Source organism: Streptomyces sp. NPDC030165 (assembly GCF_055573595.1).
In genome coordinates, this window is the sequence record NZ_JBVIBD010000017.1 from 58,411 (window position 1) to 81,805 (window position 23,395).

Sequence of the window (23,395 nt, forward strand, 5' to 3'; positions counted from 1 at the left end):
GCCCCCCACCCCCCCCCCCCCCTCCCCCCTCCCCCCCCCCCCCCCCCCCCCCCCCCCCTCCCCCCCCCCCTCTCCCCCCCCCCCCCCCCCCCCCCCCCCCCCCCCCCGGGCCGGTTTCCGGTCCCCTCCCGTTCTCAGTGCACGGCGGGAGTCTGCGGGTTGCGGCGGACGCCGGCCGCTGCGAGTACCGCGCCGATCACGCACAGCACGCCGGTGACGAGGGCCGCGGTGTGCACGCCGTTGATGAATGCCTGGCCGCTGCCTTCGACGACGGCGGCCTTCAGCTGTTGCGGCATGCCGTTGCCGACCGGCGACACGCCCATCGCGACCGCGTCCTTGGCCTCGTGCAGGTGGGCGGCCATGGGGGCGGGAACCCCGGCCGAGGTCAGCTCGTTCGTCAGGGTGGAGCCGACCCTGCTGCTGATCAGGGACATCAGGACGGAGGTCCCGAGCGCGCCGCCGACCTGCAGCGCGGTGGCCTGCAGGCCACCGGCCACGCCCGCGTCACTGACGGGTGCGTTGCCGACGATCGCGTCGGAGGAGGCGGCCATCACCATGCCCACGCCGAGGCCGAGCGCGATGAACGGCGGCCACATCGCGGCGTACGAGGAGTGCACGCCCCAGCCCAGAATGCCGAAGGAGGCACCCGCTTGCAGCACCATGCCCAGCGGCATGGACAGCCGGGCGCCGAACCGCTCGGTGAGCTTCGCTCCCAGCGGCGAGGCGACGACGGAGGCCAGGCTCAGCGGCAGGGTGCGTACGCCGGCCTCGACGGGCGTGAAGCCGCGTACGTTCTGCAGGTAGAGCATGATGAAGAAGATCGCGCCGAGCAGGACGAAGAAGTTGACGGCGGTGATGACCGTACCGATGGACAGGGCGGGGCTGCGGAACAGCCGCATCGGCAGGATGGGGTGCCCCCTGGTCGGGGCGGTCGTGCCGGTCGGGTCGGTCGTGCCCGTCGGAGAGTTCGGAGAGTTGGGCGAAGGGCGTCCGAGGCGCGTCTCGTACCAGCCGAAGACCAGCAGGACGAGGAGGCCCGCCGCGAGCACGCCGAGGGTCGAACCCGCGCCCCATCCCCACGACTCCCCCTTGACGACGCCGAAGACGACCAGGAGCAGGCCGAGCGCGAGAAGGATCACGCCCGGGATGTCGAAGCGGTGCCAGCCGGCCGCGCTCTTGCTCTGCGGCAGGACGAATGCGCTGAACGCCAGGGCCACGACGCCGATGGGAGCGTTGATGTAGAAGACGGACTCCCAGTTGACGTGTTCGACCAGCAGGCCGCCGACGATCGGGCCGAGCGCCGTGGACACGGACGACACCATCGCCCAGATGCCCACGGCCATGCCGAACTTCTTCGGCGGGAAGACCGCACGCAGCAGGCCCAGCGTGTTGGGCATGAGCAGCGCGCCGAAGAAGCCCTGCACCGCGCGGAAGGCGATGACGCCCTCGATCGAGCCGGACAGGCCGATGGCGACGGAGGCCAGGGAGAAGCCGGCGACGCCGATCAGGTAGTAGGTGCGCCGGCCGAACCGGTCACCGAGCTTTCCGCCGAGGATCAGTGCGGCGGCCAGGGCCAGCAGGTAGGAGTTGGTGACCCACTGCAGGTCGGCGGTGGAGGCATTCAGGTCCCGGCCGATCTCCGGGTTGGCGATCGAGACGACCGAGCCGTCCAGGCCGACCATGAACAGGCCGAAGGCGACCGCGATGAGCGTCAGCCAGGGGTGGCCGCGCCGGCCCGGGGCCGGTTCCGGCGCGGGCGGAGTGTGGGTGGGCATGGGTGAGTGACCCATGACGGAGGAGGACATGGAGGTGCCTTGTTCTCTTCTGAGGTGGAAATGCGGGTGCCGATGGAATACGGCTGGGGCGCGGAGCCGGGAAGGCTGCGGCGGCGTTGTTGCCGGCCGTCCGCGGGACGTCAGTCCGTGGCGGGACGTCAGTCCGTAGCGGAGTGAATCCGCTGCGCCAGTCCCTGGAGAGCGCCGAGGGCGGACCCGATGGCGTCCAGGTCCCCGTCGGTGAGGGCGTGGAGCGCCTCGACGAGGTAACCGTCCACGAGAGTGCCGACCTCGGCGACCTGCCGCCGGGCCTTGGCCGTCAGGTGCAGGTGCGCCACCCGCTTGTCGGCCGCGTCCTGCCTGCGCTCCAGCAGCCCTTGGGCGGCCAGCTGGGTGACCAGGGCGCTCACGTTGTTGGGCTTGACGATCAGCGCGTCGGCTGCCGCGCGCACGGTGACGCCGTCGTGTTCGGCGACGTACCGCAGCAGCGCGAGCTGGCTGTCGGGAAGCCTGGGGAACGGGAGGTCCTGGATGACCCGCCGGTCGAGAGCCCGGTTCAGTGCGGGCAGGACGGCCGCGAGCTCGGAGGCGATGCGGCGGGTGTCCTGGTCGGACGCACGGGTGGCGGGCATACGGACACTTTAGGTATGAGGTCATACCTATGTCAAAACGCGCTTGCGGAGCGGGGAACCCCACCGCGGCCGACTCCCCGCCCCACCCCACGCCCTCAGCAGCCGACAGGATCAGACGTACGGCCTCCACCGCCCGAAGCGGGCCGGCGGACTCGCGGCCTGGCCGCCGAGATCTCCATACGGCGAGCCAGCTTGACGGCCCCCACCGGGGACTCCTCGGCATACCGCTCGATTTCCGCCTCAAGCTTCTCCAGCAGCTCGGCGATCCCCTCGGGCACCGGGACGGCCGTCTCGCCCACCTCGACGATGCGCCGGTCCCAGTCCGTGCCCACCCGGCCGTGCGGCGAGGACGGTGGTATGGCCCTGCCGTACCGGGCAACGGGCCGGTTCGCGGGCGGCCCCCGCCCCCCCACGCGGAAGACCAGACCAGTTCGGCGAGCACGGAAGACGAGACCGGTCCGGCTTCGTGCGGACCGATCAGACCGGTTCGGCTTCGACGCGGACACCGAGCCGCTGGGCCGCCCGCTCCGCGACCTTCGCGAAGACGGCACCCATGTCGGCGGTCGCGGCGAGGAGCTGTTCGGTGCGTTCGGGGCCGGCGAGTTCCGGGGTGCCCACGCCGAACAGGGGCCGGGGCGCGTACTCCATCATGAGTTCCGCGTTCCGCGCGACCTCGTCGCCGAAGAACGCCTGGAGGAGCCGCAGCCCGATCTCGAAGCTCCCGGTCGCCGGGCCGGCGGTGATCCGGTTGCGGTCCTCCACGACGTTGCCGCGCGTCGGTACGGCCCCGTAGTGCGCGAGTTGCCCGTGCAACTGGAAGTTGGTCGTCGCGCGGTGGCCGAGCAGCAGCCCTGCCGCGCCCAGTAGCAGCGACCCCGCGCACACGCCGGCCACCCAGGTCGCGCGGCTGCCCCGGTCGGCGAGGAAGGCGAGCACCTCCTCGTCCTCGAAGACCTCCGCCGGTACGGCTCCGGCGTACAGGACGTCGAGGTCGGCGGGGCAGTCCTCGAAGGTGGTCGTCGCGCGGGTGGGGAAGTGCGGCATGCCGGTGATCTCGTCCCGGTTCTTCCAGACGAGGTGCAGGTTCACGCCCGGCTGCAGGCCGAAGGCGGTGTGGAACCCGATGATGTCGACCGGCATGTAGCCGGGGCACACCAGGATGGCGATCTCCAGATCGCGGCGTTCGGATGTCATGGCTGATCCTCCTCGGCGAGAACTTACAGCCAAGCTAACAGCCCAGCTGTAAGTAAGGTGTGAGACGAGAGCGGAATCAGCCACTCGGAAACGCCCTACGGTCCGGCGGCCAGCGATGCGCGCCACGACGGCAACGGGGCTCGCAGGGGGACGCGAACCTGGCTGACAGGCTCAGCGCGCCAACGGGACCGTCATCTCCTTCAGCCAAGCCCGTCGGGCGAAGTCGCGGGCCTTGATGACGACCGCGTCGCGTCGTACCTCGACCTGGAGGCCCTGGCTGAAGGTCCCGCCGACGGAGACTTCGCCACCCTTGCCGTCGTCCCGGTAACCGGTCTGGATGGCGCCGGTGTTGACCACCGTGAACCCGCTCGGATTCGCGGTGCCGGGCACGACACGGCGCACCACCCAGTCGGACAGCCCCAGGTCCCAGTGGGTGTGGCCGCTGAAGAGGAAGACGTCCGGGTGGCGGCCGAGCAGGCCGAGGAGACGGTCGGCCTGGAGGTAGTCGCTCGCGTAGAGCTTGTTGCGGGTACCGGAGACCGTGTCGGGCAGCGGGTGGTGGGTGATCACCATGACCGGCCTGCGGCGGCGCGACCAGTGCCACAGGCGGTCCTCCAGCCACGTGAACTGGGCGTCGCTGATCCAGACCTCGTCCCAGAGTTCGGAGTCGTGGTAGTGCGCGTACCGCTCGGTGCCGAGGGTCAGGACCGGGATGCCGCCGAAGGAGGTCTCCGTGTGCACCGTGCCGCGCCGGGCGAAGCGGTAGAAGCTGCGGAAGAGGGAGTCCTCGGTGGTGTTGTTGGGCCAGGTGTCCTGGGACAGGGTGTCGGGGTCGCGCCACTTCGGTACGTAGAACTCGTGGTTGCCGATCGCCCAGGCCACCTCGCGCGGGTGGGAGTGACCGGCCAGTTCGGCGCTGACCTGCGCGTACTCGGCGTCGTAGCCGCGCGGTGTGATGTCGCCCGCGACGGCGAGACCGGCGCTGTGCGGATTGACGGCCGCCATGTCGTCCAGGGCCCGGCCGAAGTCGCGCAGGTCTCCTTGGATGTCGCTGATGACGTTGAACCGTACGGTGTCCCGGCCGTGCCACCGGCCGGAGGCGTCGGCCGGTGCGGCGTGGGCCTGCGGAGCGCCGGCGGCGGCAGCCAGGGCGCCGCCGCCCGCGGCGAGAAGGGATCTGCGGTCCATGTGCGGCTCCGAGCGCGTGAGTTGTACGGGATGCCCTCCCCCTGTTGGTGAAGATCACGGCGCGGGGTGCACTCCGGCCTACGGGCAGCGGGCCGGGACATGTGGGAGGCGTGAACTTGCGTGCCTCCGGGGAGCCCCGGTCAGATCGGCGTCCTTCCCGCGTCCCGTACTGCCCACCACGCCAGGCAGGCCGGCCCCAGCACGAACGTCCTGGCCGAGCCGCCGGTCGGGGCGGTCGGGGACCGCTCAGACGGGGCGGGACAACTCCCAGGTGTCGACGGCGAAGTCCAGTCTCATGCCGTGCCGTTCATAGAGGGCGAGCGCACCGCTGCTGTTGTCGGTGTCGACACCGAGGCCGATGAGGTCGCGGCCCCTCGCCGCGAAGTGGCCGAAGGCATGGCGCAGCAAGTAACTACCGAGGCCGCGGCCGCGGGCCCGTTCCAGGACGCCGAGGTGTGCGATCCAGGCCATCGAGGCGCGGGCGTCGTGGGTGCGCAGCACGGCGGCGTCGCCGAGGCCGTCCAGCTGCGCGAGCCATATCAGTGACCAGTCCGCGCGCTGGGCGTCGATGTCGTCCAGCCACTGTTCGTACGTCCGGGGCTGGAAGTCGAAGTGACCGGCGAACGTTTCCTGGAGCAGCGCGTGGGCCCGCCGGCGGTCGGCCTCGGTACGGCAGGGACGCAAGGTCACCCCGGGCGGCGGGGACGGTGGCCGGTCGGCGTCGGTGGACAGCGCCCGGCTGAGTACGTTGTAGCGGCGCACGGTACGCCAGCCCCGTCGCCGGAGCGCGTCGAGGTCCATGGTGGGCGCGGTGTTGAGGTGCAGGTGGATCACCGCGCGCGTCGCCCCGTTGGCGGCTGCCCGTTCCACGGCCCGCGTCTCCATCAGGTCGTACAGGTGCAGGGCGCCTGACAGCCTGCCGGGCAGGACGTAGTGGTCCATGTCGATGCGCTCGCCACCGGACTCGTCCCACAGCAGACCGTACGCGATCAGCCGCCCGGCTTCATACATCAGCCAGGAATCGCGTTCGAGGTCCGCTTCGGGGTGCTCGAGGTCCGCCTGCACCTCGCTCAGGTCGGTGTCGGCACGGCCGACCTCCAGCAGATCGATCTCGTTGAGCAGCGCGCACACCGCCGCCGCGTCGTCGGGCGTCGCCGGGCGTACGGTCAGGCCGGGCGGCGGGGTGAGGGGCGGGGTCATCCACCGATTCTCCGGCGGACGGGTGGGCGGCCGCCACGGATTATCGCCTCGACGCCCAGGCCGTGCGTACGGGCTCGGCCGGCCGGCGGCCGGCGTGCCTCAGTCCGTTGCCGCCGGTGTCGGGGCAGGCGGTACCCAGCGCTGGTTGCGGCGTTGCTGTGAGCGCACCCCGTAGTCGGTCTTCAGTTCTTCCGGGATGGCGTACTGCATGACCCGGCCGCGGGTGAGGGAGCCGAGTTCGAAGGCAGTCAGCAGGTTGCCTGCCTTGTCCAGTGCCCACTCCCCCAACGGGCTGCTGTCCTCGATGGTCTCCAGCACGCCGAGGACGACCGGTACGGCCTTGGCTGCCGTGTCCCAGGGGCTGCGGGGGACCTGTAGCCAGTCGGCGATGGTCGGACCCACCAGGAATCGGATGGTGGCCGGCACGATCGGGTCGAAGAGGGTGCCGGGAACGACATCTTCGTACATCCGCATCAGCTGGTTGTTCAGACGTACCCCGTCCTCGGACGGCCCCAGGTTGCGGGTGAGGTAGAGGTCGGCGTACGCGCGAGCCCCGGTGAGGTCCTTCGGGGCCGCCTCCATGTCGCAGCCCAGGATGGAGCCGACGACCCGCCAGGCGTAGTAGTACGCCTCCGCTCCCTCCTCGCTCATGTGGATGCCGAGGCGGTGCATCGCGTCCAGCACCAGGATCGAGAAGCAGATCTGCCCGCCGATCATGTCCTCCTGGCACAGCGGCATGCCGTCGCGCTCCGTGTCCCAGCGCCCCGACTTCGTCAGGTGGCGGCGCACCGCGGCGTGGAGCAGGCGGACCTTCTGAGCGGCCGGGATGAACTTGCTGCCTTCTTCGAAGGCGTTGGTCTGCATCAGGTAGGTGACGAACTGCCCGGTGTTCGCCATCCGGCGCGAGGGGTAGTCCATGGAGTGCGTCGAGGCGAGCAGCTTCGCCACGCGCGGTACGGCGTAGGTGGCCGGCATGGCCGCGAAGGACAGGCCCGTGTTGATGTGGGCGGCATTGTCCATGAAGAACAGCCGTGCCCGCTCCATGATGTCCCAGTCCACCCACTTGGGCGGCATGCCGGTCGTTTCGAGGTAGGAAGCCGCGGAGGGCGGCAGCCCCTGCGGCAGCTTGTTGCCCGCGGTGGAGAAGAAGCGCATGAGGGTGTTGAAGTCTCGCACCTCTCCGCGTTCGAACATCGCCGCGACGGTCGCGTCGGCGAGCGGATCACCTTGTGCGCGCAGCTCGTCCAGCATCGTGTCGGTGTACTGCGCGGTGGTCTCAGTGGTCACGTGCTCCTCGTTTCTGGTGCTGTCACAGGGACCGGTCGGTTGCCGAGCCGGCCAGCGCGCAGAGCGCCGAGCGGGCCTCCGGCGGCAGCGCCACGGAGTCCAGCGCCGCGCGGGCTTGCGTGATCCGCTCCTGGATCATGTCCTCGATGCGCTGCCGGGCACCGCTGCACTCCATCAACTGCCGTACGAGCGCCGCGTCGGCCTCGTCCAGGGCAGGTTTGCCCAGCACCTCTCGCAGCTCCCGTGCCTGCTCCACGGTCAGCAGCGAGGCGGTCACCGCGAGCAGCGCGGTGGGCTTCTTGTCCCGCAGGTCGTCGAGGTTCGACTTGCCGGTCTCGGCCGGGTCACCGAAGACGCCCAGCAGGTCGTCGCGGAGCTGGAACGCCTCGCCCAGCGGCATCCCGTACCCGGTGAAGGCGCCGAGCACCCTCGGGGAGGCGCCGCCGAGCGTCGCGCCCATGTGCAGGGGCCGCTCCACCGTGTACTTGGCCGTCTTGTACCGGGCCACCTCCAGTGATTCGGCAACCTTGGGTACGACGCCACCGGTCCGCAGGACCTCCAGGAATTCGCCCGCGACGGTCTCGCGCAGCAGCGACGACCACAGGGGCACCGTCCGCGCCACGTACGCCCCGGGCAGACCACACGTGGCGAAGATCTGGCCCGCGTACCCCATCAGCAAGTCACCGAGCAGCATGGCCAGCGCGGCGGAGCGTTCCTGGCGCACGTCGTGGGGCGCTCCGGCCGGGGTGCCACAGGTGCCGGCGCGGCCCTCGGCGAAGGCGGCATGGGCCGTCGGGACGCCGTGCCGCAGGTGGCTGTCATCGATGATGTCGTCGTGGGTGCACGCGGCCGCGTGCACCAGTTCCATGGCGGCCGCGGCCTTGACCACGCTCTCGCAGTCGGGCTGGCCGGCGGCTCGCCAGCCCCAGTACAGGAACGCGGCGCGCAGCCGCTTCCCGCGTGTCAGCGACACACGCAACTGCGCGCACAGCGGGGCCAGTTCGTCCGACACCCGGAGCAGTTCGGCTTCCTCTTCATCGACCAGCCGGCGCAGGCATGTGTCGATTCTCTGCTTGAGCTGCCCGGCGTCATCCATGCGACGAGCCGGCCCGCTTCACGGCCCGGCGGGCCATCAGCTCCAGGTAGTTCTCGGACTCCGGAGCGACGCGCCGGGAGGCGATCTCTCCGCGGGCGCGCAGTTCACCGACTCCGCCGGCGAGCAGTTCCCGCAGATCGGAGCGGCGCAGCAGCCCTTGCCCCCGGTCGGCGGCCTGACGTACGTGGTCGAGCACGAGGTCGGCAACGCCGGCTGCGAGAAGGAGGGCTTGTTCCAGTCCGGTCGCGGGGTTCCATCCAGTTGTCGCGGTGGGGGGTGCGGTGTCGTTTGGTCGTCCCTGTTCAGACATGTCCGGCGCTCCTGTGCGGATGAATTCCTGCGGGAGCTGTCAGTGAACCCGTCGGAAGCGGGTGGGGCCGGTGTTGGAGTGCTCCGTCCCTCGTGAGTGGTCGTCATTTCCTACGAAAGAGTGACGATCAGTCCAACGTGCGGCCATCGCCGGTCGGAGCGCCTATAGCAGCCACGTGTGGCGCGTCGAGGCCCGCAGCCGCTCCGCCTCCGGCGGCCGACCCGTATCGCGTCGCGCGCGCGGGCCGTTGGCCGGCTCGCCATCGCTGGAGGTGTCGGTTGCCACCGCACATCCACTCGGTCTTCTGAGCGCCGGCGTGCACATCCGTCCGTCGGGAGCGCACGCCATCCGTAGGACGAACGCCGCGCACGCCCCTTGTGCGCCGGTGGCGGGCAGAGGAAGCATAGTTAATTGTGAAAGTACCCCCGGTCCCCGGAAAACGGCCGCGGCCGACGGAGGTAATGGGCAGTATCCGGGTGGCCGGCCCGGGGCGGATACAGCTGCGGGAGTGCGGCGGCGGCCGATCAGGCCGCCGGTTCCCGACGGGACGGTAGTCAGGAGCTTCTCACCCTATTGGTACTGGCCGATCGGCCGGCGGAGCAAGCGTGCGGTACGGCGAATCCCGGCAAGAGGTAGGGGAGGAATTCCATGTCGTCTCTGCAGTCGGTCCCACGGGTTTCTGCGAGCGCGACGTTCTCGGACTACGCGCTCACCACCGCCACCCGTCTCCTTGGCGGTGCCGGTATGGATGTCGAACAGGGAACGCGGGTGCTGCGCAGGATGCTGTCGCCTTGGGGGGCGAGGCGGATCGGTACACGTCCCGGTTGGCACTCGGACGTATGCGCCGACGGTTCACCGATCGAGTTCTCGGCGGCCTTCTCGCGGGAGGGGCTGCAGATCCGGGTGCTCATGGAAGCCCTTCCGGACCGGCTGAACACGTCGTCCGCACAGAAAGCGGCGCTCGATCTCACCCGTGGGCTGACCCAGGATTTCGGCGCCGCCGACGACCGGTTGACGCAGGTGTCGGACCTGTTCCTGCCGGACGAGGAACCGACCGGCTTCGCCATGATGCACGCCGCCGCCCTCACACCGGCCGGCGGGCCCGAGTTCAAGGTCTACCTCAATCCGCATGCCAATGAGCGCATGACCGGCCCCGCGCGGACGCGCGAGGCACTGGACCGCCTGGGGTTCGGAAAGGCGTGGGAGGCGGTCAGCGAATACGCCGGCCGGGGATTCGACCTCGACAGGATCGTCTACTTCGGACTCGACCTGATCGACGGCCCCGAGTCACGCGTGAAGGTGTACTTCCGCCACTACGACATTTCTCCGGCAGAACTCGATTCCCGCATGGACGTCTCGCTTCATCACGAGGCAGGATTCCTGGGGGAATTCTGCCGCCAGCTGACCGGCAGCGACAGCGCCGTACGCGCCCAACCACTCGTCAGCAACCTGACGTTCACGGCCGCCGGGGGGCATACACCGGTGTCGGCGACGCTGTACGTCCCGCTGTGGCTGCATACGGCGAGCGACCGGACCGTTCGGGACCGCATCAGCTCGGTCATGGCCGGTATGGGCCTTTCCGTCGGCGGCTATCAGTCGCTGCTGAAGCATGTCGCCCGGCGTCCCCTCGCAGCCGGCCATGGCATCCACACGTACGCGTCAGCTCGTGTGCAGCGCGGCCGCCCCCGCCTGACCACATATTGGTCCCCGGAGCTCTACGACCGTTATCCGCCCGCCCGTTATCAGCGAGGGTGAACGCCATGTCGCCGCACCACGCGCTCCAACCGCTGTTCGACGACGCGCAGGTCCGGCCCGGTCTGCTGCGGCAACGTTCGCCGCTTCGATGGGGCGCTTTCCCGCCCGACGTCATCCCGCTGACGGCAGCCGAGCCGGATTTCCCCGGGCCTTCGGTGGTCACGGACGCCGTGCTCGCGGCTGTTGCCGACGGATACTTCCCTTACGCGGCGCCCGCTGGATGCGGTGAGCTTCGGGAGGCATTCTCCGACGTGGCCGAGGCCCGTTACGGGATCGGCCACCATCCCGGCTGCGTGGTGCCGGCGCCGGGCACCGCGGCCGCGCTCTGGGGCGTGGTGCATCTCCTGTGCGGAAAAGGCGACGAGTGCATACTGCTGGACCCGGTAGACCTGCTGTTCGGCCAAGCCATCGATGCCGCAGGGGCCCGGCGGGTCTACTGCCCGATGGACAAGAGCACCGGGCGACTGGATCCGGACCGGCTCGCCTCTCTGGTCACTTCGCGCACCGCCCTGATCTGCATGTGCAATCCGCACAACCCGCTGGGCACGGTCTTCACCGAAACCACTCTGCGGGCGGTGGCGGAGACGGCGGGCAGGCACCGTATCCCGGTCCTTTCCGACGAGGTGTGGAACGAGATCGTGTACCCGCCCGGAACGCACATCAGCATGGCGAGCCTGGACACGGAGAACAGCCGGCGCATCTACACGGTGACCGGCCTCTCCAAAACGTTCGCGGTACCGGGGCTGCGGGTGGGATTCGTGATCGCCCCGACCCTGCGGGCGGCGGCCGCGTTGCAGCTCACCTTCCAGCGGCTCGGCGCCACCTACAGCATGACCCCCTTCGGCCAGGCCGGCGCCCTGGCCGCCCTGCGTCACGGTTGGCCCTGGCGGGACGCCTTCCTGGTGCATTTGCGGAAGATGCGGGACTACTGCGTGGACCGGTTGAACACGATCCCGGGTATTTCGTGCAGCCGCCCGGACGGCACCTACGTCCTGTTTCCCGAGGTGTCCTCCACCGGGCTCAGCAGTCGGGCGATGGGCGAATACTTGCTGTCCCGAGCCCGGGTGGCAGTGGTGGCCGGTACACCGGAGTGGTTCGGGCCGGGTGCCGAAGGCAATATCCGTATCAGCTATGCGACTTCCCGTGCGGTCATGGAAGAGGCACTGGATCGCATCGCAAGGGCCGTGGAAGAACTCGTCACCGGTGGCCCGGCCGCATTCCAGGCCACCGGGACGCAGCGATAGGGCGCCACCGCCCTACCCGGGCATCAGCCTCGCAGCCATGCCTTCAACGAGCCCCACCAGGACGTACGCCTCCTTCGGACGGGAACCGGCGAGGACACCACCGACGGGAACGGGACGACGGGCTCGGCAGCGTGCCTTGAGCCGCTGTCCGTGGCGCTCCGCAGCCGGCGCTCGGTCTCCGCGACGGCGCGGGCCGGACCGGCGGACACGGCGGAACTCGGCGACCGGGGCGCCGTGAACGTCACCGGAAGGCTGGTCAGGTGCCGTGTCATCCAGCCCGACGTCCAGCCCAGCTGCTCCTCGGGGATGCTCAGCCGTACGTCGGGCAGCCTCGCCAGCAGCGCGTCGATGCCGGTGTCGGCGATGGCACGGCCGATGTTCTGGCCGGGACACTCCTGGGGGCCGCTGCTGAAGGCGAGGTGCGAGCGGTTGCCGTGCAGGGGAACCGAGGGGTCCGGCCGGACGGCCGGGTCGTGGTTCCCGGCGGCCAGGCCGAGCAGCAGCATGTCCCCCGCTTCGATCTTCTGACCACCGACCTCGGTGTCCACGGCGGCCCAGCGGCCGGGAATGGTCATCAGGGGCGGTTCGCTCCACAGCACCTGCTCCACCACGTCGGGCAGGGTCATCTGCCCACCGGCCAGCGACGCGTGGCACCGGGGGTCGGTCAGCACCATCCGCAGGGTGCTCTTGAGGAGGTTGACCGTGGTCTCGTTCGCGGCGATCAGGATGACCCGCAGATGGTTCCACACCTCCTCGTCGGTCAGCCCCGAGGAGTGTTCGATCAGCCAGGACGTGATGTCGTGGCCACGGCTTCCGCGCTTGCGCCGTACGAGCTCCGTGAGCGTCTCCACGATGAACGCGTTGCTGGCCACCGAGGTTCCGGTGCCCGCCACCATGTCCCTGCTGGCCGCGACCAGCCGTGGCCCGTACTCGTCAGGCATGCCCAACAGCTGCGTCAGGACGAGCATGGGCAGGTGTTCGCAGAACTCCGCGGCCAGGTCCGCTTCCCCCCGCCCGGCGAAACCGTCGATCAGTTGGTGCGTGAAGCGGGTGATGTGCCGTCGGATTCCACGGCGGTTGAAGCGCTCCAGACTGTCGGTGACCGCCAGGCGCAGCCGGGCGCGCTCTTCACCGTCCAGGAACAGGCAGACCGGCTGCCAAGCGATCATCGGCAGCAGCGGGGAGTCCGGCGGTACCCGCCCTTCCTGGAACCAGCGCCAGATACGGGAGTCGCGGCTGAACCGGGCGGGTGTGCCGGCGACCTCCAGGATCTCGCGGTACCCGAGGACGAGCCAGGCCGGGAGGTCGCCGTCCAGCAGGACGGGCGCGACGGACCCGTGCCGGGCGCGCAGGCGCTCGTACAGGCCCATGGGGTCCTCGGCCGCCTCGGGGCCGAAGAGCCGCGCCAGCCCGTCCGTGGTGCCGAACCGGGCGCGCGCCGGGCACTCCGGAGGCGGGGTGGATGCCCACGCGGTGCGGGGTTGTTCGGGGAAGGAGGAGGTCACCGTCGCTCCGGGGTCGTGGTGGTGAGGGCGTGCAGGTAGCGCATGAGGGTCAGCAGTCCGTCGCGGCTGGAGACACGTTCGCGGGCATCGCAATCGATCACCGGCACCCCGTCGGGGATGTCCAGGGCCTCCCTGAGTTCGGACACCGGATAGGAGGGGGCATCCGGGAAGGCGTTGATGGCGACGATGAAGGGCACTCCGCGCTCTTCGAGCCGGCCCATCACGTCGAAGCTGTCCTCCAGCCGCCGGGTGTCGATGAGGACCACGGCGCCCAGTGCGCCTTCGAAGAGTCCGTTCCACAGGAACCAGAACCGTTGCTGGCCCGGTGTGCCGAACACGTAGAGGACCAGCTCGTCGCTGAGGGTGATCCGGCCGAAGTCCATCGCCACGGTGGTCTCGTTCTTGCGCTCGACACCGGCGAGGTCGTCCACCCCGGCACCGGCCTGCGTCATGATCTCCTCGGTGGTGAGCGGCTTGATCTCGCTGACCGATCCGACCAGGGTGGTCTTCCCGACCCCGAAGCCGCCGACGATCACCACCTTCACCGCTGTGGTGACCGAGGCCGGCAGGATGTCTTCGCACCGCGGGCCGACGACGGGTTCAGAGATTCTGTAGTCCATGCATCACCGCCTCCAAGAGTTCTACGTCGGGCAGCGACTGGGCCAGGACCGACGCCCGGGCCTCGACATGGCCACTCGCCAAGAGGTCCGCGAGCAGCAGAGTGATCACGCTGACCGGCAGGTGGAGGTATGCGGAGATCTCGGCGACGGACAGCGGGTAGTCGCATATGCGGATGATGGCGGCGAGTTCGGGCTGTGTACCCGGACCGGCCTCGCCACGGCTCACGATCAGCGTGACCATGTCCAGGGAGGAGCGCCGGTCGGGCAGGTTCCGGCCGGACGTGATGACGTAGAGCCGCTCGGGCCCGCCCTCTTCCCAGGCGCGTTGCTGTTCCTGCTCCGGACCGCTCATGGGGCCTGCCGGTCGGCGCGCGGCGGGGTGGTGAGGTGCTGGCCGATCCGGGCGACCAGATCGCGCATCCGCTGCCCCATGAGGCCGGCGTCCACGTCGTCGTCGGCCAGCACCGCCAGATAGGCTCCCGCGCCGGCCGCCATCAGGTAGAAGAAGCCGCCGTCGACCTCGACGACGACCAGTTTCATCCGGCCGTCGCCCTGCGGGAATTCCGCGGCGATGGCCGCCGACAGGCTCTGCAGACCGGCGCAGGCGGCGGCGAGGCGGTCGGCGGTGTCGTTGTCCGCGCCGAACTGCGCCATGCACAGGCCGTCCGAGGACAGCACCACGACGTTACGGGTCTGCGGAACACTGGACGCCAGCTCCTCCAGCATCCAGTCCATGTTGAGCCGCTGCTTTGTCGCCACTTGCTCACTCATCCTTACTCGCTGGCTCAGTACGTGCTGGCTCAGTCACTGCTCGGACTCTTCATCGCTCGGGCCGTCGGGGCGGCGCGCCGGGGACCCGGCTGCGGACGCGCCGGAGGCACCGTCGAGGAAGGCGGACATCCACAGACCGGCCGACGGGGGCCCGCCCGCCGACGCCGGGGGGCGGTCGGTGGCGGAGGGGGCCGCCTGCTGCGGCCGCGCGGAGGGGACCACGGCGCGGCGCCGCCTGCGCTGCGGGAGCCCGTTGGCGGTGCGCGCGGCGTCAGTGTGCGCCGGTTCCTCGACGGCCGCGTCGGCCCGGTGCTTCGGGCCGCTGGGGCGGCGGGGCGGCGGCAGGCTGGGTGCCTTGGCCAAGGCTCCGCCGGGCGCCGGGGTCACGGTGATCAGCTCCGGCGGTACGACCAGGACGACGCGTACGCCGCCGTACGCGGACACACGCAGGGACACCTTGAAGTGATTCGTGTGCGACAGCCGGCCGACCACCGCGAGGCCGAGTCGCGGCGACTCCCCCAGGTCGTCGAGGTCCAGTCCGCCGGAGGAGTGCTGGGCCAGGGCCCGCTCGGCGCGGATGCGGGCCTCGTCGGTCAGGCCGAGCCCGGCGTCCTCGATCTCGATGGCCACACCGGACTGGACCTCGGTCGCGGTCAGGTGGACGCGGGTCTGGGGCGGTGAATAGCGGGTGGCGTTGTCCAGGAGCTCGGCCATGGCGTGGATCAAGGGTTCGGCCGCGCGGCCGAGGACTCCGACGTCGGCGACCGAGTGCAGATCGACGCGCTGGTAATCGGTGATCCGGGACATGGCACCGCGCAACACGTTGAACAGCGGGATGTCCTTCTGCCACTGGCGTCCCGGCCGGGCACCGCCGAGGACGGCGATGCTGTCCGCCAGCCGGCCGATCAGCGCGGTCCGGTGATCGAGGTGCAGCAAGTCCCCGAAAACCTGCGGGTCCTGGCCGTGCCGGTCCTCCATCTCGCGCAGTTCCAGAGCCTGCTGGTGCACGATGGCCTGGACGCGTCGGGCGATGTTGACGAAGGCCCGCTGGGCGGAGTCGCGCAGGTCCTCCTCGGCCTCCACGGCCTGGAGGACGTAGCGCAGCACCGCGTGGTGTGCGGTTTCGAAGCGGGGGCTCACACGGGACGTCTGGCCGGTGCTGCGCAGTACGTCCTCGACCGAGTTGCCCTGCTGGAGCCGGGCCATGGCCGCGGGCAGGGTCTCCTTGGCCATCCGTACCGTTTCGGTCTCCTGCTCGGCCAACTGCCGTTGCAGGGCGGCCTCTCGCTCGGCGTACTGCCTGCGCAGCTCGTCGATCGCTCGGCCCCGGCGCGCTGCTTTCCCGGCTGCGACGGTCACTGCCGCAGTCGCGAGGACACCGATCCAGACGGCGTGGGCGCGGGCCGCCGGAGGCAGCAACGGCACCGCCACGGCCACACATATGGCCAGGAGCACGGGGGGCACCCACATTGCGGTGGAGGCCGGCCCCGGCCTTCCGGGTGACGAATCAGCACGAACCATCGGCATCCTCAGAGCACTAAGGGAAGGGACAGGGCGTCATACGGAATTCATGGACGTCGAAAGGCAGCGAAAGCGCGATGGGCGACCGTTGGTTCGCACACACCAATCAATTGCCGCAGTACACGCCAGGCTGACGTGCCGCGCGCGGAGCTCGGGTCCCAGGACCCCCGGAGCCCTCGCGCGGCGGCGACATCCGACAGCCGTCGGCGACGTGCCGTAGCCGTCTCAACTCGCTGCGCGGCAGTGAGCATAGCGGGGCCTGAATGACTCTGCGCGGCGCGTGCATATAACACATGAATGTACTGACGTACGAAAATCTGAAGAATCGTTTGGCGCTAGTCATTCACCGAAATCGACAGGACCGTCCCTCTGGCGCCGTCCGCTTCCGGGGGTGGCGGCGCTCATGCCGCCGGCCGGATGCGGGGCGAGCTGCTGGGGTGCAGTGCGGTGGATACGGAACATCATCGGCACACAGCGCACCCGGGCCGACGGCCCGGAGCTTCCTGCGGGCTGCCGAATACGTGGTGGCCACGCTCACGTGACCAGAAGTGGAAGCGGGTGGTCTCGTGGAGTTCGGCGCGGGGGACGGTGATGTCGTTGATGGGCGCGAAGGCGTCTGCATAGCCGAAGGAAATACCGAGCAGGAGCTTGCCGGCGCTGGTGCCGCTGGTAACACCGATATCGCTGACGCTGCTCATGCCCAACGACTCGCGCACGGTGCCGGCATAAAAGCTCAGGAGCCCTTGCGGGCAGTTGTCGATTCCGTACGCCGTCAGGGCAGCGGGAGCGTCTGCCCGTACATGCCGAGATCGGCGGCCATGCGGTCTTCGGCGTTGGACGGCAGGAACAGCAGCGCCGCATGCGGAGCGCCGTAAGAATTCAGGGCGACATCCGCTTGCCGGTGTGTACGGCGATCAGGTCCGTCAGCGGTCAGCCGGAGCCGGCGGTGAGTTGGGTGAGGTCGACCGCGTCGGCGCCCGGGTTCGGCTCGGGGACGAGAAGGCAGACACCGGCTACGACCGCGAGCGCGGCGACCAGGCAGGCCACGCCCGTACGGCCCCCGGCCCAGCGGGCCTTGAAACGTACGGGGTCCTCCACCAGCACCTTGGACAGGCACCCGGCGGCGAGGGACACCGCGAGGAGGACCGCCGTTCGGGCCCAGCCGCCGAACCCGAGGACTTCATCGGACAGGAGCAGGTAGAGCGGCCAGTGCCAGAGGTAGAGGCTGTAGGAGACGGCGCCCAGTGACCGTAGGGGCCTGCTGCCCAGGAGACGGCCGACGGGGCCGGCCGGGGCGTGCGCGAGCAGGGCGATGAGCAGGGCCGCGGCCAGGGCATGGAGGAAGAGGCCGCCGCGGAAGAGGAAGGGGGCGTTCGGTCCGTCGGTGAGGCACCAGTACGTGCCGAGGGCGCACAGCAGGGCGGCACAGAGCCAGTCGGTCAGACGGCCGGGCGTCCTCGCCAGCAGGCGGCGGGCCGGGTCGGTCGCCATCAGGGCGCCCAGCAGCAGGGAGAAGGCCCGGGTGTCGGTGCCCTCGTACACACGCGTGATGTCCGGGCCGTACGCAAGAGCCATCATGGCCACGAGGGAAATGACGGCGCCGGCGGCAGCGATCACGGGTACGAGGCGGCGCGTGGTGCGACCTCGGGCGAGGACGGCGACCACCACCGGCCAGGCGACGTAGAACTGCCATTCAACCCCGATGCTCCACAGGTGGCTGAAGACGCGGGTGTCACCGTCGTTCCAGTAGCCGACCTGCTCGCTGATGAAGTGCCAGTTCGCGGCCTGGAGTGCGGCCCACGGACCGTCCTCCAGGGCGAAGCCCAGCAGGTACGGCGGTCCGGCCGCCCTGACGAGGAGCAGCACTCCGACGATCAGCACGGTCAGCGCGGGCAGCAGGCGGCGTGCCCGGCGTTCCCAGAAGGCGGCGAGGTCGACCGTGCCGTGCCGGTTCGCGGCTTCCTTGAGCAGCAGGCCGGTGATGAGGAAGCCGGACAGGACGAAGAAGAGGTCCACGCCGAGGAAGCCGCCGCCGAAGTGCCCGGCGTGGAAGAACAGCACGCCCAGGACGGCGAGGCCGCGCAGGCCGTCCAGGGGCCTGATGTGCCGGCCGGTCGCGGGCGGGCGGGGGCGGCGGGAGGGCGGTTGGGAGGGGCGTCGGGAAGGCCGTCGGGAAAGCGGGGCGGCCGCAGGCGTTGGCATGTACAGGTCCTCACAAGGGCGGCGGGGGGACGGGGAGGCCGCCGCCCGAGCCGGGCGGCGGCTGTAGGCGTACCGGCTCACCCGCACTTGAGCTGGCCGTACACCTTGTCTCCGGTCCACGGGCCCTTCGCCCACCGGTCCGCCGGGGCGGGCGTGAAGGAGTAGTGCTTGCCCAGTTGCTGCCCGAGCCAGTTGGCGAACGCCGCCGAGCCCTGCTGGCAGGAGTGGATGCCGTCCTTGCTGCGCTGAGCCTTGGCCGCGGCGCTGTCGGTGCCCCAGAGGGCGGATGCGTCGAGGAAGCGGGCCTGGCCCGCGCTCTTCTGCGCCGCCTCCTGGGCCGCCTTCGGCGCCGACGTGATGGCGGCCTCGTGGCCCTTGTAGAACTCGTCGACCTTGAACGGCGGGGCGGAGACGATGACGAGTTCGGCGCCCGCGTCCTTCGCGGCCTTCGCGAGGCGCTCGTACGAGCCGCTCTGCTGGGCGGGAGTTCCCCAGTCGTAGGTGGTGACCTGGTAGGCGATGACATCGGGGTGGAAGGACCCGACCGCCTTGGCCAGGTCCTTGAAGGTGTCGTCGGCGAAGCTGGCGGTGGGGCCGTCGCCCTTGACGACCGTGCCGCCACCCGCGGAGGCGATGGACTTGAACTCCACGCCGCCGGCCTTCATGGCGGCGCCCAGCGCCGGTGCCTCCGCCTCGGCGATCGAGTCGCCCATCCAGAGCAGTTTCGACAGGTGCTTGCCGTCCTTGTTTCCCGCGGGCGGCGCGGCGGCGGACGCGCCGTCACCGTCGCCGCTGCCGGGCGCCGAGTTGCCGCAGCCGGTGAGGGCCAGGAGGGAGGCGCCCGCGACGAGAAGGGCCGTGGCGGCCGTGACCGGATTCTTGAGCTTTCCGGAGCGGCGCGCCGGGGTGGTGGACGTGGTGACCTGCTGCGAGGGGGACGGGGTCCGCTGCATGTGCTTGCTGTGCATGCTTCGAGGCAAACACGGTGCACGGGCGGTGACGGCGCTTGTCATCTGCCACTCACATACCGCGGGAACCCCCGTCATACGACGCTCACGCAGTGACCGCATTACGGGCCGGGGCGCGCACCTCTCGTACGAGCCGGGGCGCACGCCCCACGTACGGGCAGGTGCGTCACGGACGGGGAGTGTCAGAGGGCGCCGAGCGCCGTCATCATGCCGAGACCGTCCGAAACGACCCAGTATTCGGTGAAACGGCCGTCGGCGGCGCGGAAGATGTCCTGTCCGGCGAAGGAGATCCGGGTGCCGGGCGGGGCGGTGGCGCCGGGGATGCCGCCACGGTACGTGCCGTGGAAGGTCCAGTGCGCCGCCACCAGGCCGTCACCGACGACCGGGCCGACGTCCAGGGTGTTCTCGATGTCGCTGAAGTACTCGTACGACTGGCGGACCTGGTCGACCGCCCCCTGCGGTCCGTGGACATCGAAGGCGGGCCAGTGGCCGACGAAGTCGGGAGCGAAGATCTCGTCGGCCACGGAGAAGTCGCCGTGCCACAGGCTGAGGAGCCAGCGGCGGTAGAGCGTAGCGATGGCGTCCATGCGGCTATGTTGCGTACGCGTACACAACAGGTCAATCACCGCCGTGCGGCTGCGGGCGCGGACCGTCGGCCGCCGACGTGATCAGGGAGGTCACCAGGGTCACGAGGTCGTCGGCGAAATGGTCGCGGCGGTCCGTGGACAGCCAGTACGGGCGCAGTGCGGCCACCGTGGGGTACTGGGCGCGGTCGGCCTCGGCGGGCACGCTCACCTGGTACGGGGAACGGCCCTCTGGGCGATCGGCGTGCTGGGTGAGGTGGCCGAGGAGGAAGTTCCAGACGATCCGGTTGGCGGTGGCCGCCGCCGGCAGTGCCAGGCCGCAGGCCTTCCACGCGGCGTAGATCTCCTCCAGGAGCCACAGGACCGAGGGAGCCATCAAGTCGCCACGTCCCAGCACGTCCACGATCCAGGGCCGGGCCGCCAGTTCGTCGCGCTGCCAGGTCAGCAGGGCGAGCAGGCGGGCGCGGGGCTCGTCGGGCAGCGCGGGCCGGGGCAGGTCGGTCACGATGCGGTCCAGGAGGAGGACCAGGAGTTCGTCCTTGTCGCGTACGTGCCGGTAGATGCTCATCGGGGCGCTGCCCAACGCCTCGGCGACCCGGCGCATGGTCAGCGCCCGGCTGCCTTCCTCGGTGACGATGTCCAGGGCCGCTTCGACGACGCGGTCACGGGAGAGCCGGGGCGGCCGTCCGCGGCGCGCCGTACCCCGTCCGGTGGCCGCCTTCCGCTCCGCGACGTCCGCGCTCGGCCCCGTGCCTGCTGTGCTGTGCTCGCTCACGGAAGCAGTCTGGCATCGCGGGGAACGCGGGACCGGCGGAGCGGGGGCGTGGCCGGGCGGCCGTACCGGGTTCGCTCCTGCCGGTCGGGTAGATCTTCACGAGATCGACGGCTTCCCGGGTCGTCGCAGCCTGCTGTACCCCAGGCATCGCCGCACACCTGTGTCAGATTCGGTGTGACTCCCACCTTCCTGATGTCACCGGACACGAGGAGGCTGAATGGCGAGGGCGGAACCCTGCGGTCAGACGTCGTGCCGAGACGTTGACCAGGGCGTGCGTGGGGTGGCAAGCATGCTCCGCCGGGCCACCGGTACGTCAGCGGAGCGCGCGGGTCAGCACCTCGCGATGATCACTGACCCACTGGAAGGCTTCCCGGACCTCGGTGAGCGCACCGGCGTCCCGAAGGCGGATCATCGCCCGGTCACCGGCCCGCGCACCGGCTTCGATGCCACGCCTGCACCGGTCCTGCCACCACAGGATCGCGGGGACGAGTCCGGTCCGGTCGGTCAGGCCGTACGTATCGGCGACCAGCCGCAGCCGTCGCACGCTGTCGCCGGCGTCCCCCACGCGCAGCCCGAGGCCGATGTACTGCCAGCACACATGGGCGACATCTGCAAACGCGTGCCCGGAGCTGCCAGGTCCCAGTCGATGAAGGCCACCGGGCGCAGGTTGTCGCCGGCCGGCCGGCGGACGGTGTTCCTGGGCGAGAGGTCGTTGACGAACGCGGTCCTGGCCGAAGCGGGGCGGCGCACCGTGGAACCGGCCCAGCCGACGTGGTGGAGGAAGCCTCCCGGCAAGGGAACCTCAGTCATCCCTGCGGTCCGGAGCGCTCCCGCTCGCTTGTGGCGCTCGTGGCGGGCCGTTCCAGGGCGGTCGGTCCGGGCCGCTGCCCCTGCCAGTGCGCCGCCTTCGGCTCGTAGGCCGGCCGCGGGGCGAGTACGTGGCTGGGGCGGGCGCGGGAAAGCGTTGGTCGGAGCGCGTCGAGTTGGCGGACCCGGGGGAGCCTGGTGATCACCGGTTTTCCTACCACGCTCTGCCTGGGCCCGGTGGGTCGCGAACTGCCCACGCCCCTCATGCCCCTCGCGCCCCCGCCGACTCCGCGGCATCGCGTTCGGCGGCACGCTGAGCCAGCTCGGACCAGTTGTCCGCGTAGGCGCGGGCCAGTTGGGCGACGGTCCGCCGGTGGTTCCGTGGCAGGCCGGCCGTGATCTTCTCCCACTCCTCGGGGCTGACGCTGTGGATGCCGAGCAGCCGCAGCAGGGTGCGGCCGGTGTCGCTGTAGCGCAGGGCCGGGTCGCCCTTGAGGCGGTTCACGACGCGGCGCCGGTCCGCCGCGGGCATCCGGGGGCGAGACACCGCGCCACCGTTTCCCGCGCGTCGGCCGGCAAGGCTGCCGATGCCTGGTCCCTGTTGCCCGCCGTTCCTGCCGCGCGCGCCGCGCTCGTCGAGCAGGGGTTTCTCCCCGCGGCGGATCCGGTTGCGTACGTCACGCGCGGTCTCCGGGGAGATGCCGGTCTGCTGCGCGATCTGCCGGAGCGAGAGGTCCGGGTGGTCGGCGATGAGTTCGCCGGCCAGCCTGCGGCCTTCGGCGCCGTCGAGGGGGCGGAAGCGGCCGTCCTGGCCGACGCGACGGCGGTCGGCCGACGCGTCGCCCGGCATCCGCCGGCGGACCTTGGCCACCGTCGCCGGGGCCACGCCGGTGATCGAGGCGATCATCCGGTTCGACCAGATGGGGTGCGAGGCGATGATGCGCTCGGCCGCGCGTTTGCGGTCCGCCTTGGTCAGGGGCAGCCCGTGGCTGGTGTTGGACTCGACGGCGAGGACGAAGGCGTCCGCTTCGTCGCCGTCGAAGAACCGTACGGGGATGGTGTCCCGGCCGCGCCGCTCGGCCGCGCGCAACCGGTGTGCGCCGTCGATGACCCGTAGCGTGTCGCGGTGGACGATGATGGGCGGAAGTGGTGCGTCGGCGACCGCCAGCAAGTCGATGTGTTCCTGGTTCTCCCCCGACATTCTCGGCGAATCGCTCACCGACAGGGCACTGATCTCGACGTCGACGACCGTGTGCAGGTCGACCTGCGACTGCCCGGGTTCCACTTGCCCCTCCTCGGTCCGCGTTTCCCCGTTCACTCTCCGGTTCCGGAGTGCCACACGGTTCACCGGTGGGCCGGTTCCGCCCCGGAATGGGGGGCGGTGCGACCGGCGGTGCCGTACCGTTTCTGTCCTTTTCGGCTGCGGACAGCGAAAAGGCGGAGAGCGGGAGCGGTTCCGGGCCGGCGAAGCGCTTCCGCGTTGCGTGTGCTCCCCCGTTCCGGGCCCGCTCGGCGCGGCAGTCCGGAATCCGGCGGCCCGTCCCCAAGCCGCCGGCCCGCCGCCGCGCCGCCACAGCCGGGTTGTTCCGGGTGGCCGTGGTCGTACGGCATCTCCGGCCCGGCCGGAACGCGACCGGTTTCCCACGTCGGGTGTCCGTGGCTCGAAGATGCCGTTGTGCTGCTGATGCTGAGCCGGTGGGCCGGAGCGGGGAAGGGGGCTTTTGTCCAGGACTTGTCCAGCACTTGTCCGGCCTGCTCAGGGCGGGGGGCGCCCCTTCTCCCGGACAATTCCGGATGGCTTGTCCGAGGGGAATTGCCTTGTATTCCGCCGAGGCCGTACGGGCGTGGGGGGGGGGGGGGGGGAGGGAAAAAAAACCCCCCCCCCCCACCCCCCCCCCCCCCCCACCCCCACCCCCCCCCCCCCCAACCCCACACCACCCAACCTGCAGCCCCCCCCCCCC

The 23,395-nt window shown here is 70.6% G+C and carries 23 protein-coding genes; 2 read left to right on the top strand and 21 right to left on the bottom strand.

The genetic code is table 11. The features are described from left to right. Positions 1-134: 134 nt before the first annotated feature. The 9 genes from ACZ4Z1_RS28580 to ACZ4Z1_RS28620 form a co-directional block, all read right to left on the bottom strand. Positions 135-1,775 carry an MFS transporter gene (locus ACZ4Z1_RS28580; RefSeq protein ID WP_468489515.1) on the bottom strand — a complete coding sequence of 547 codons (1,641 nt, stop codon included), beginning with the start codon at positions 1,773-1,775 and terminating at the stop codon, positions 135-137. A 158-nt stretch (positions 1,776-1,933) separates the two neighbouring features. Beyond that, positions 1,934-2,407, bottom strand: a complete 474-nt coding sequence (locus ACZ4Z1_RS28585; protein WP_468489516.1) for a MarR family winged helix-turn-helix transcriptional regulator — start codon at positions 2,405-2,407, stop codon at positions 1,934-1,936. Between the two features lie 95 nt (positions 2,408-2,502). Then, positions 2,503-2,739, bottom strand: a complete 237-nt coding sequence (locus tag ACZ4Z1_RS28590; protein ID WP_468489517.1) for a hypothetical protein — start codon at positions 2,737-2,739, stop codon at positions 2,503-2,505. A 145-nt stretch (positions 2,740-2,884) separates the two neighbouring features. Continuing rightward, a complete protein-coding gene (locus ACZ4Z1_RS28595; RefSeq protein ID WP_468489518.1) occupies positions 2,885-3,601 on the bottom strand; it encodes a DJ-1/PfpI family protein in 717 nt (238 codons plus the stop codon). Between the two features lie 171 nt (positions 3,602-3,772). Beyond that, positions 3,773-4,789: a DUF4073 domain-containing protein gene (locus ACZ4Z1_RS28600; protein WP_468489519.1), complete on the bottom strand. Its 1,017-nt coding sequence runs from the start codon at positions 4,787-4,789 to the stop codon at positions 3,773-3,775. Between the two features lie 246 nt (positions 4,790-5,035). Further along, entirely contained in the window at positions 5,036-5,989 is a 954-nt protein-coding gene (locus tag ACZ4Z1_RS28605) for a GNAT family N-acetyltransferase (protein WP_468489520.1), read from the bottom strand. Positions 5,990-6,088: 99 nt separating this feature from the next. Beyond that, on the bottom strand, positions 6,089-7,240 hold the full coding sequence (locus tag ACZ4Z1_RS28610) for an oxygenase MpaB family protein (RefSeq protein ID WP_468489642.1): 1,152 nt from the start codon (positions 7,238-7,240) through the stop codon (positions 6,089-6,091). A gap of 58 nt (positions 7,241-7,298) precedes the next feature. Next, positions 7,299-8,372, bottom strand: coding sequence for a polyprenyl synthetase family protein (locus ACZ4Z1_RS28615; RefSeq protein ID WP_468489521.1), 1,074 nt, complete (start codon positions 8,370-8,372; stop codon positions 7,299-7,301). Then, positions 8,365-8,682, bottom strand: coding sequence for a polyprenyl synthetase (locus ACZ4Z1_RS28620; protein ID WP_468489522.1), 318 nt, complete (start codon positions 8,680-8,682; stop codon positions 8,365-8,367). The genes ACZ4Z1_RS28615 and ACZ4Z1_RS28620 overlap by 8 nt, the downstream gene beginning before the upstream one ends. 648 nt (positions 8,683-9,330) lie before the next feature. On the opposite strand from ACZ4Z1_RS28620, the gene ACZ4Z1_RS28625 reads away from it, so the two are divergent. Beyond that, complete coding sequence (locus tag ACZ4Z1_RS28625; RefSeq protein ID WP_468489523.1) at positions 9,331-10,437, top strand: tryptophan dimethylallyltransferase family protein; 1,107 nt, start codon at positions 9,331-9,333, stop codon at positions 10,435-10,437. Positions 10,438-10,442: 5 nt separating this feature from the next. After that, entirely contained in the window at positions 10,443-11,681 is a 1,239-nt protein-coding gene (locus tag ACZ4Z1_RS28630; RefSeq protein WP_468489524.1) for a pyridoxal phosphate-dependent aminotransferase, read from the top strand. 23 nt (positions 11,682-11,704) lie between these two features. On the opposite strand, the gene ACZ4Z1_RS28635 is transcribed toward ACZ4Z1_RS28630, so the two are convergent. From ACZ4Z1_RS28635 to ACZ4Z1_RS28690, 12 genes are all read right to left on the bottom strand, one after another. Continuing rightward, the gene (locus ACZ4Z1_RS28635) at positions 11,705-13,186 is read right to left on the bottom strand and encodes a cytochrome P450 (protein WP_468489525.1); all 1,482 of its coding nucleotides are present in this window, start codon (positions 13,184-13,186) and stop codon (positions 11,705-11,707) included. Further along, a complete protein-coding gene (locus tag ACZ4Z1_RS28640) occupies positions 13,183-13,806 on the bottom strand; it encodes a GTP-binding protein (protein WP_468489526.1) in 624 nt (207 codons plus the stop codon). Before ACZ4Z1_RS28640 ends, ACZ4Z1_RS28635 begins: the two co-directional genes overlap by 4 nt. Further along, positions 13,787-14,158, bottom strand: coding sequence for a DUF742 domain-containing protein (locus ACZ4Z1_RS28645; RefSeq protein ID WP_468489527.1), 372 nt, complete (start codon positions 14,156-14,158; stop codon positions 13,787-13,789). Before ACZ4Z1_RS28645 ends, ACZ4Z1_RS28640 begins: the two co-directional genes overlap by 20 nt. Beyond that, a complete protein-coding gene (locus ACZ4Z1_RS28650) occupies positions 14,155-14,541 on the bottom strand; it encodes a roadblock/LC7 domain-containing protein (protein ID WP_468489643.1) in 387 nt (128 codons plus the stop codon). Before ACZ4Z1_RS28650 ends, ACZ4Z1_RS28645 begins: the two co-directional genes overlap by 4 nt. Before the next feature lie 69 nt (positions 14,542-14,610). Further along, positions 14,611-16,098, bottom strand: a complete 1,488-nt coding sequence (locus tag ACZ4Z1_RS28655; protein ID WP_468489528.1) for an ATP-binding protein — start codon at positions 16,096-16,098, stop codon at positions 14,611-14,613. A gap of 461 nt (positions 16,099-16,559) precedes the next feature. Next, positions 16,560-16,814: a hypothetical protein gene (locus ACZ4Z1_RS28660; RefSeq protein WP_468489529.1), complete on the bottom strand. Its 255-nt coding sequence runs from the start codon at positions 16,812-16,814 to the stop codon at positions 16,560-16,562. A gap of 214 nt (positions 16,815-17,028) precedes the next feature. After that, positions 17,029-18,300, bottom strand: a complete 1,272-nt coding sequence (locus ACZ4Z1_RS28665) for an acyltransferase family protein (RefSeq protein ID WP_468489530.1) — start codon at positions 18,298-18,300, stop codon at positions 17,029-17,031. 77 nt (positions 18,301-18,377) lie between these two features. Continuing rightward, the gene (locus ACZ4Z1_RS28670; RefSeq protein ID WP_468489531.1) at positions 18,378-19,268 is read right to left on the bottom strand and encodes an SGNH/GDSL hydrolase family protein; all 891 of its coding nucleotides are present in this window, start codon (positions 19,266-19,268) and stop codon (positions 18,378-18,380) included. Positions 19,269-19,450: 182 nt separating this feature from the next. Next, positions 19,451-19,855 carry an ester cyclase gene (locus ACZ4Z1_RS28675; protein ID WP_468489532.1) on the bottom strand — a complete coding sequence of 135 codons (405 nt, stop codon included), beginning with the start codon at positions 19,853-19,855 and terminating at the stop codon, positions 19,451-19,453. Positions 19,856-19,886: 31 nt separating this feature from the next. Continuing rightward, positions 19,887-20,627 (bottom strand): TetR/AcrR family transcriptional regulator, encoded by a 741-nt coding sequence (locus ACZ4Z1_RS28680; protein WP_468489533.1) that lies wholly within the window; start codon positions 20,625-20,627, stop codon positions 19,887-19,889. A gap of 313 nt (positions 20,628-20,940) precedes the next feature. Beyond that, on the bottom strand, positions 20,941-21,225 hold the full coding sequence (locus tag ACZ4Z1_RS28685; RefSeq protein ID WP_468489534.1) for a hypothetical protein: 285 nt from the start codon (positions 21,223-21,225) through the stop codon (positions 20,941-20,943). Positions 21,226-21,696: 471 nt separating this feature from the next. Next, positions 21,697-22,719, bottom strand: a complete 1,023-nt coding sequence (locus tag ACZ4Z1_RS28690; protein ID WP_468489535.1) for a ParB N-terminal domain-containing protein — start codon at positions 22,717-22,719, stop codon at positions 21,697-21,699. Positions 22,720-23,395 lie beyond the last annotated feature (676 nt).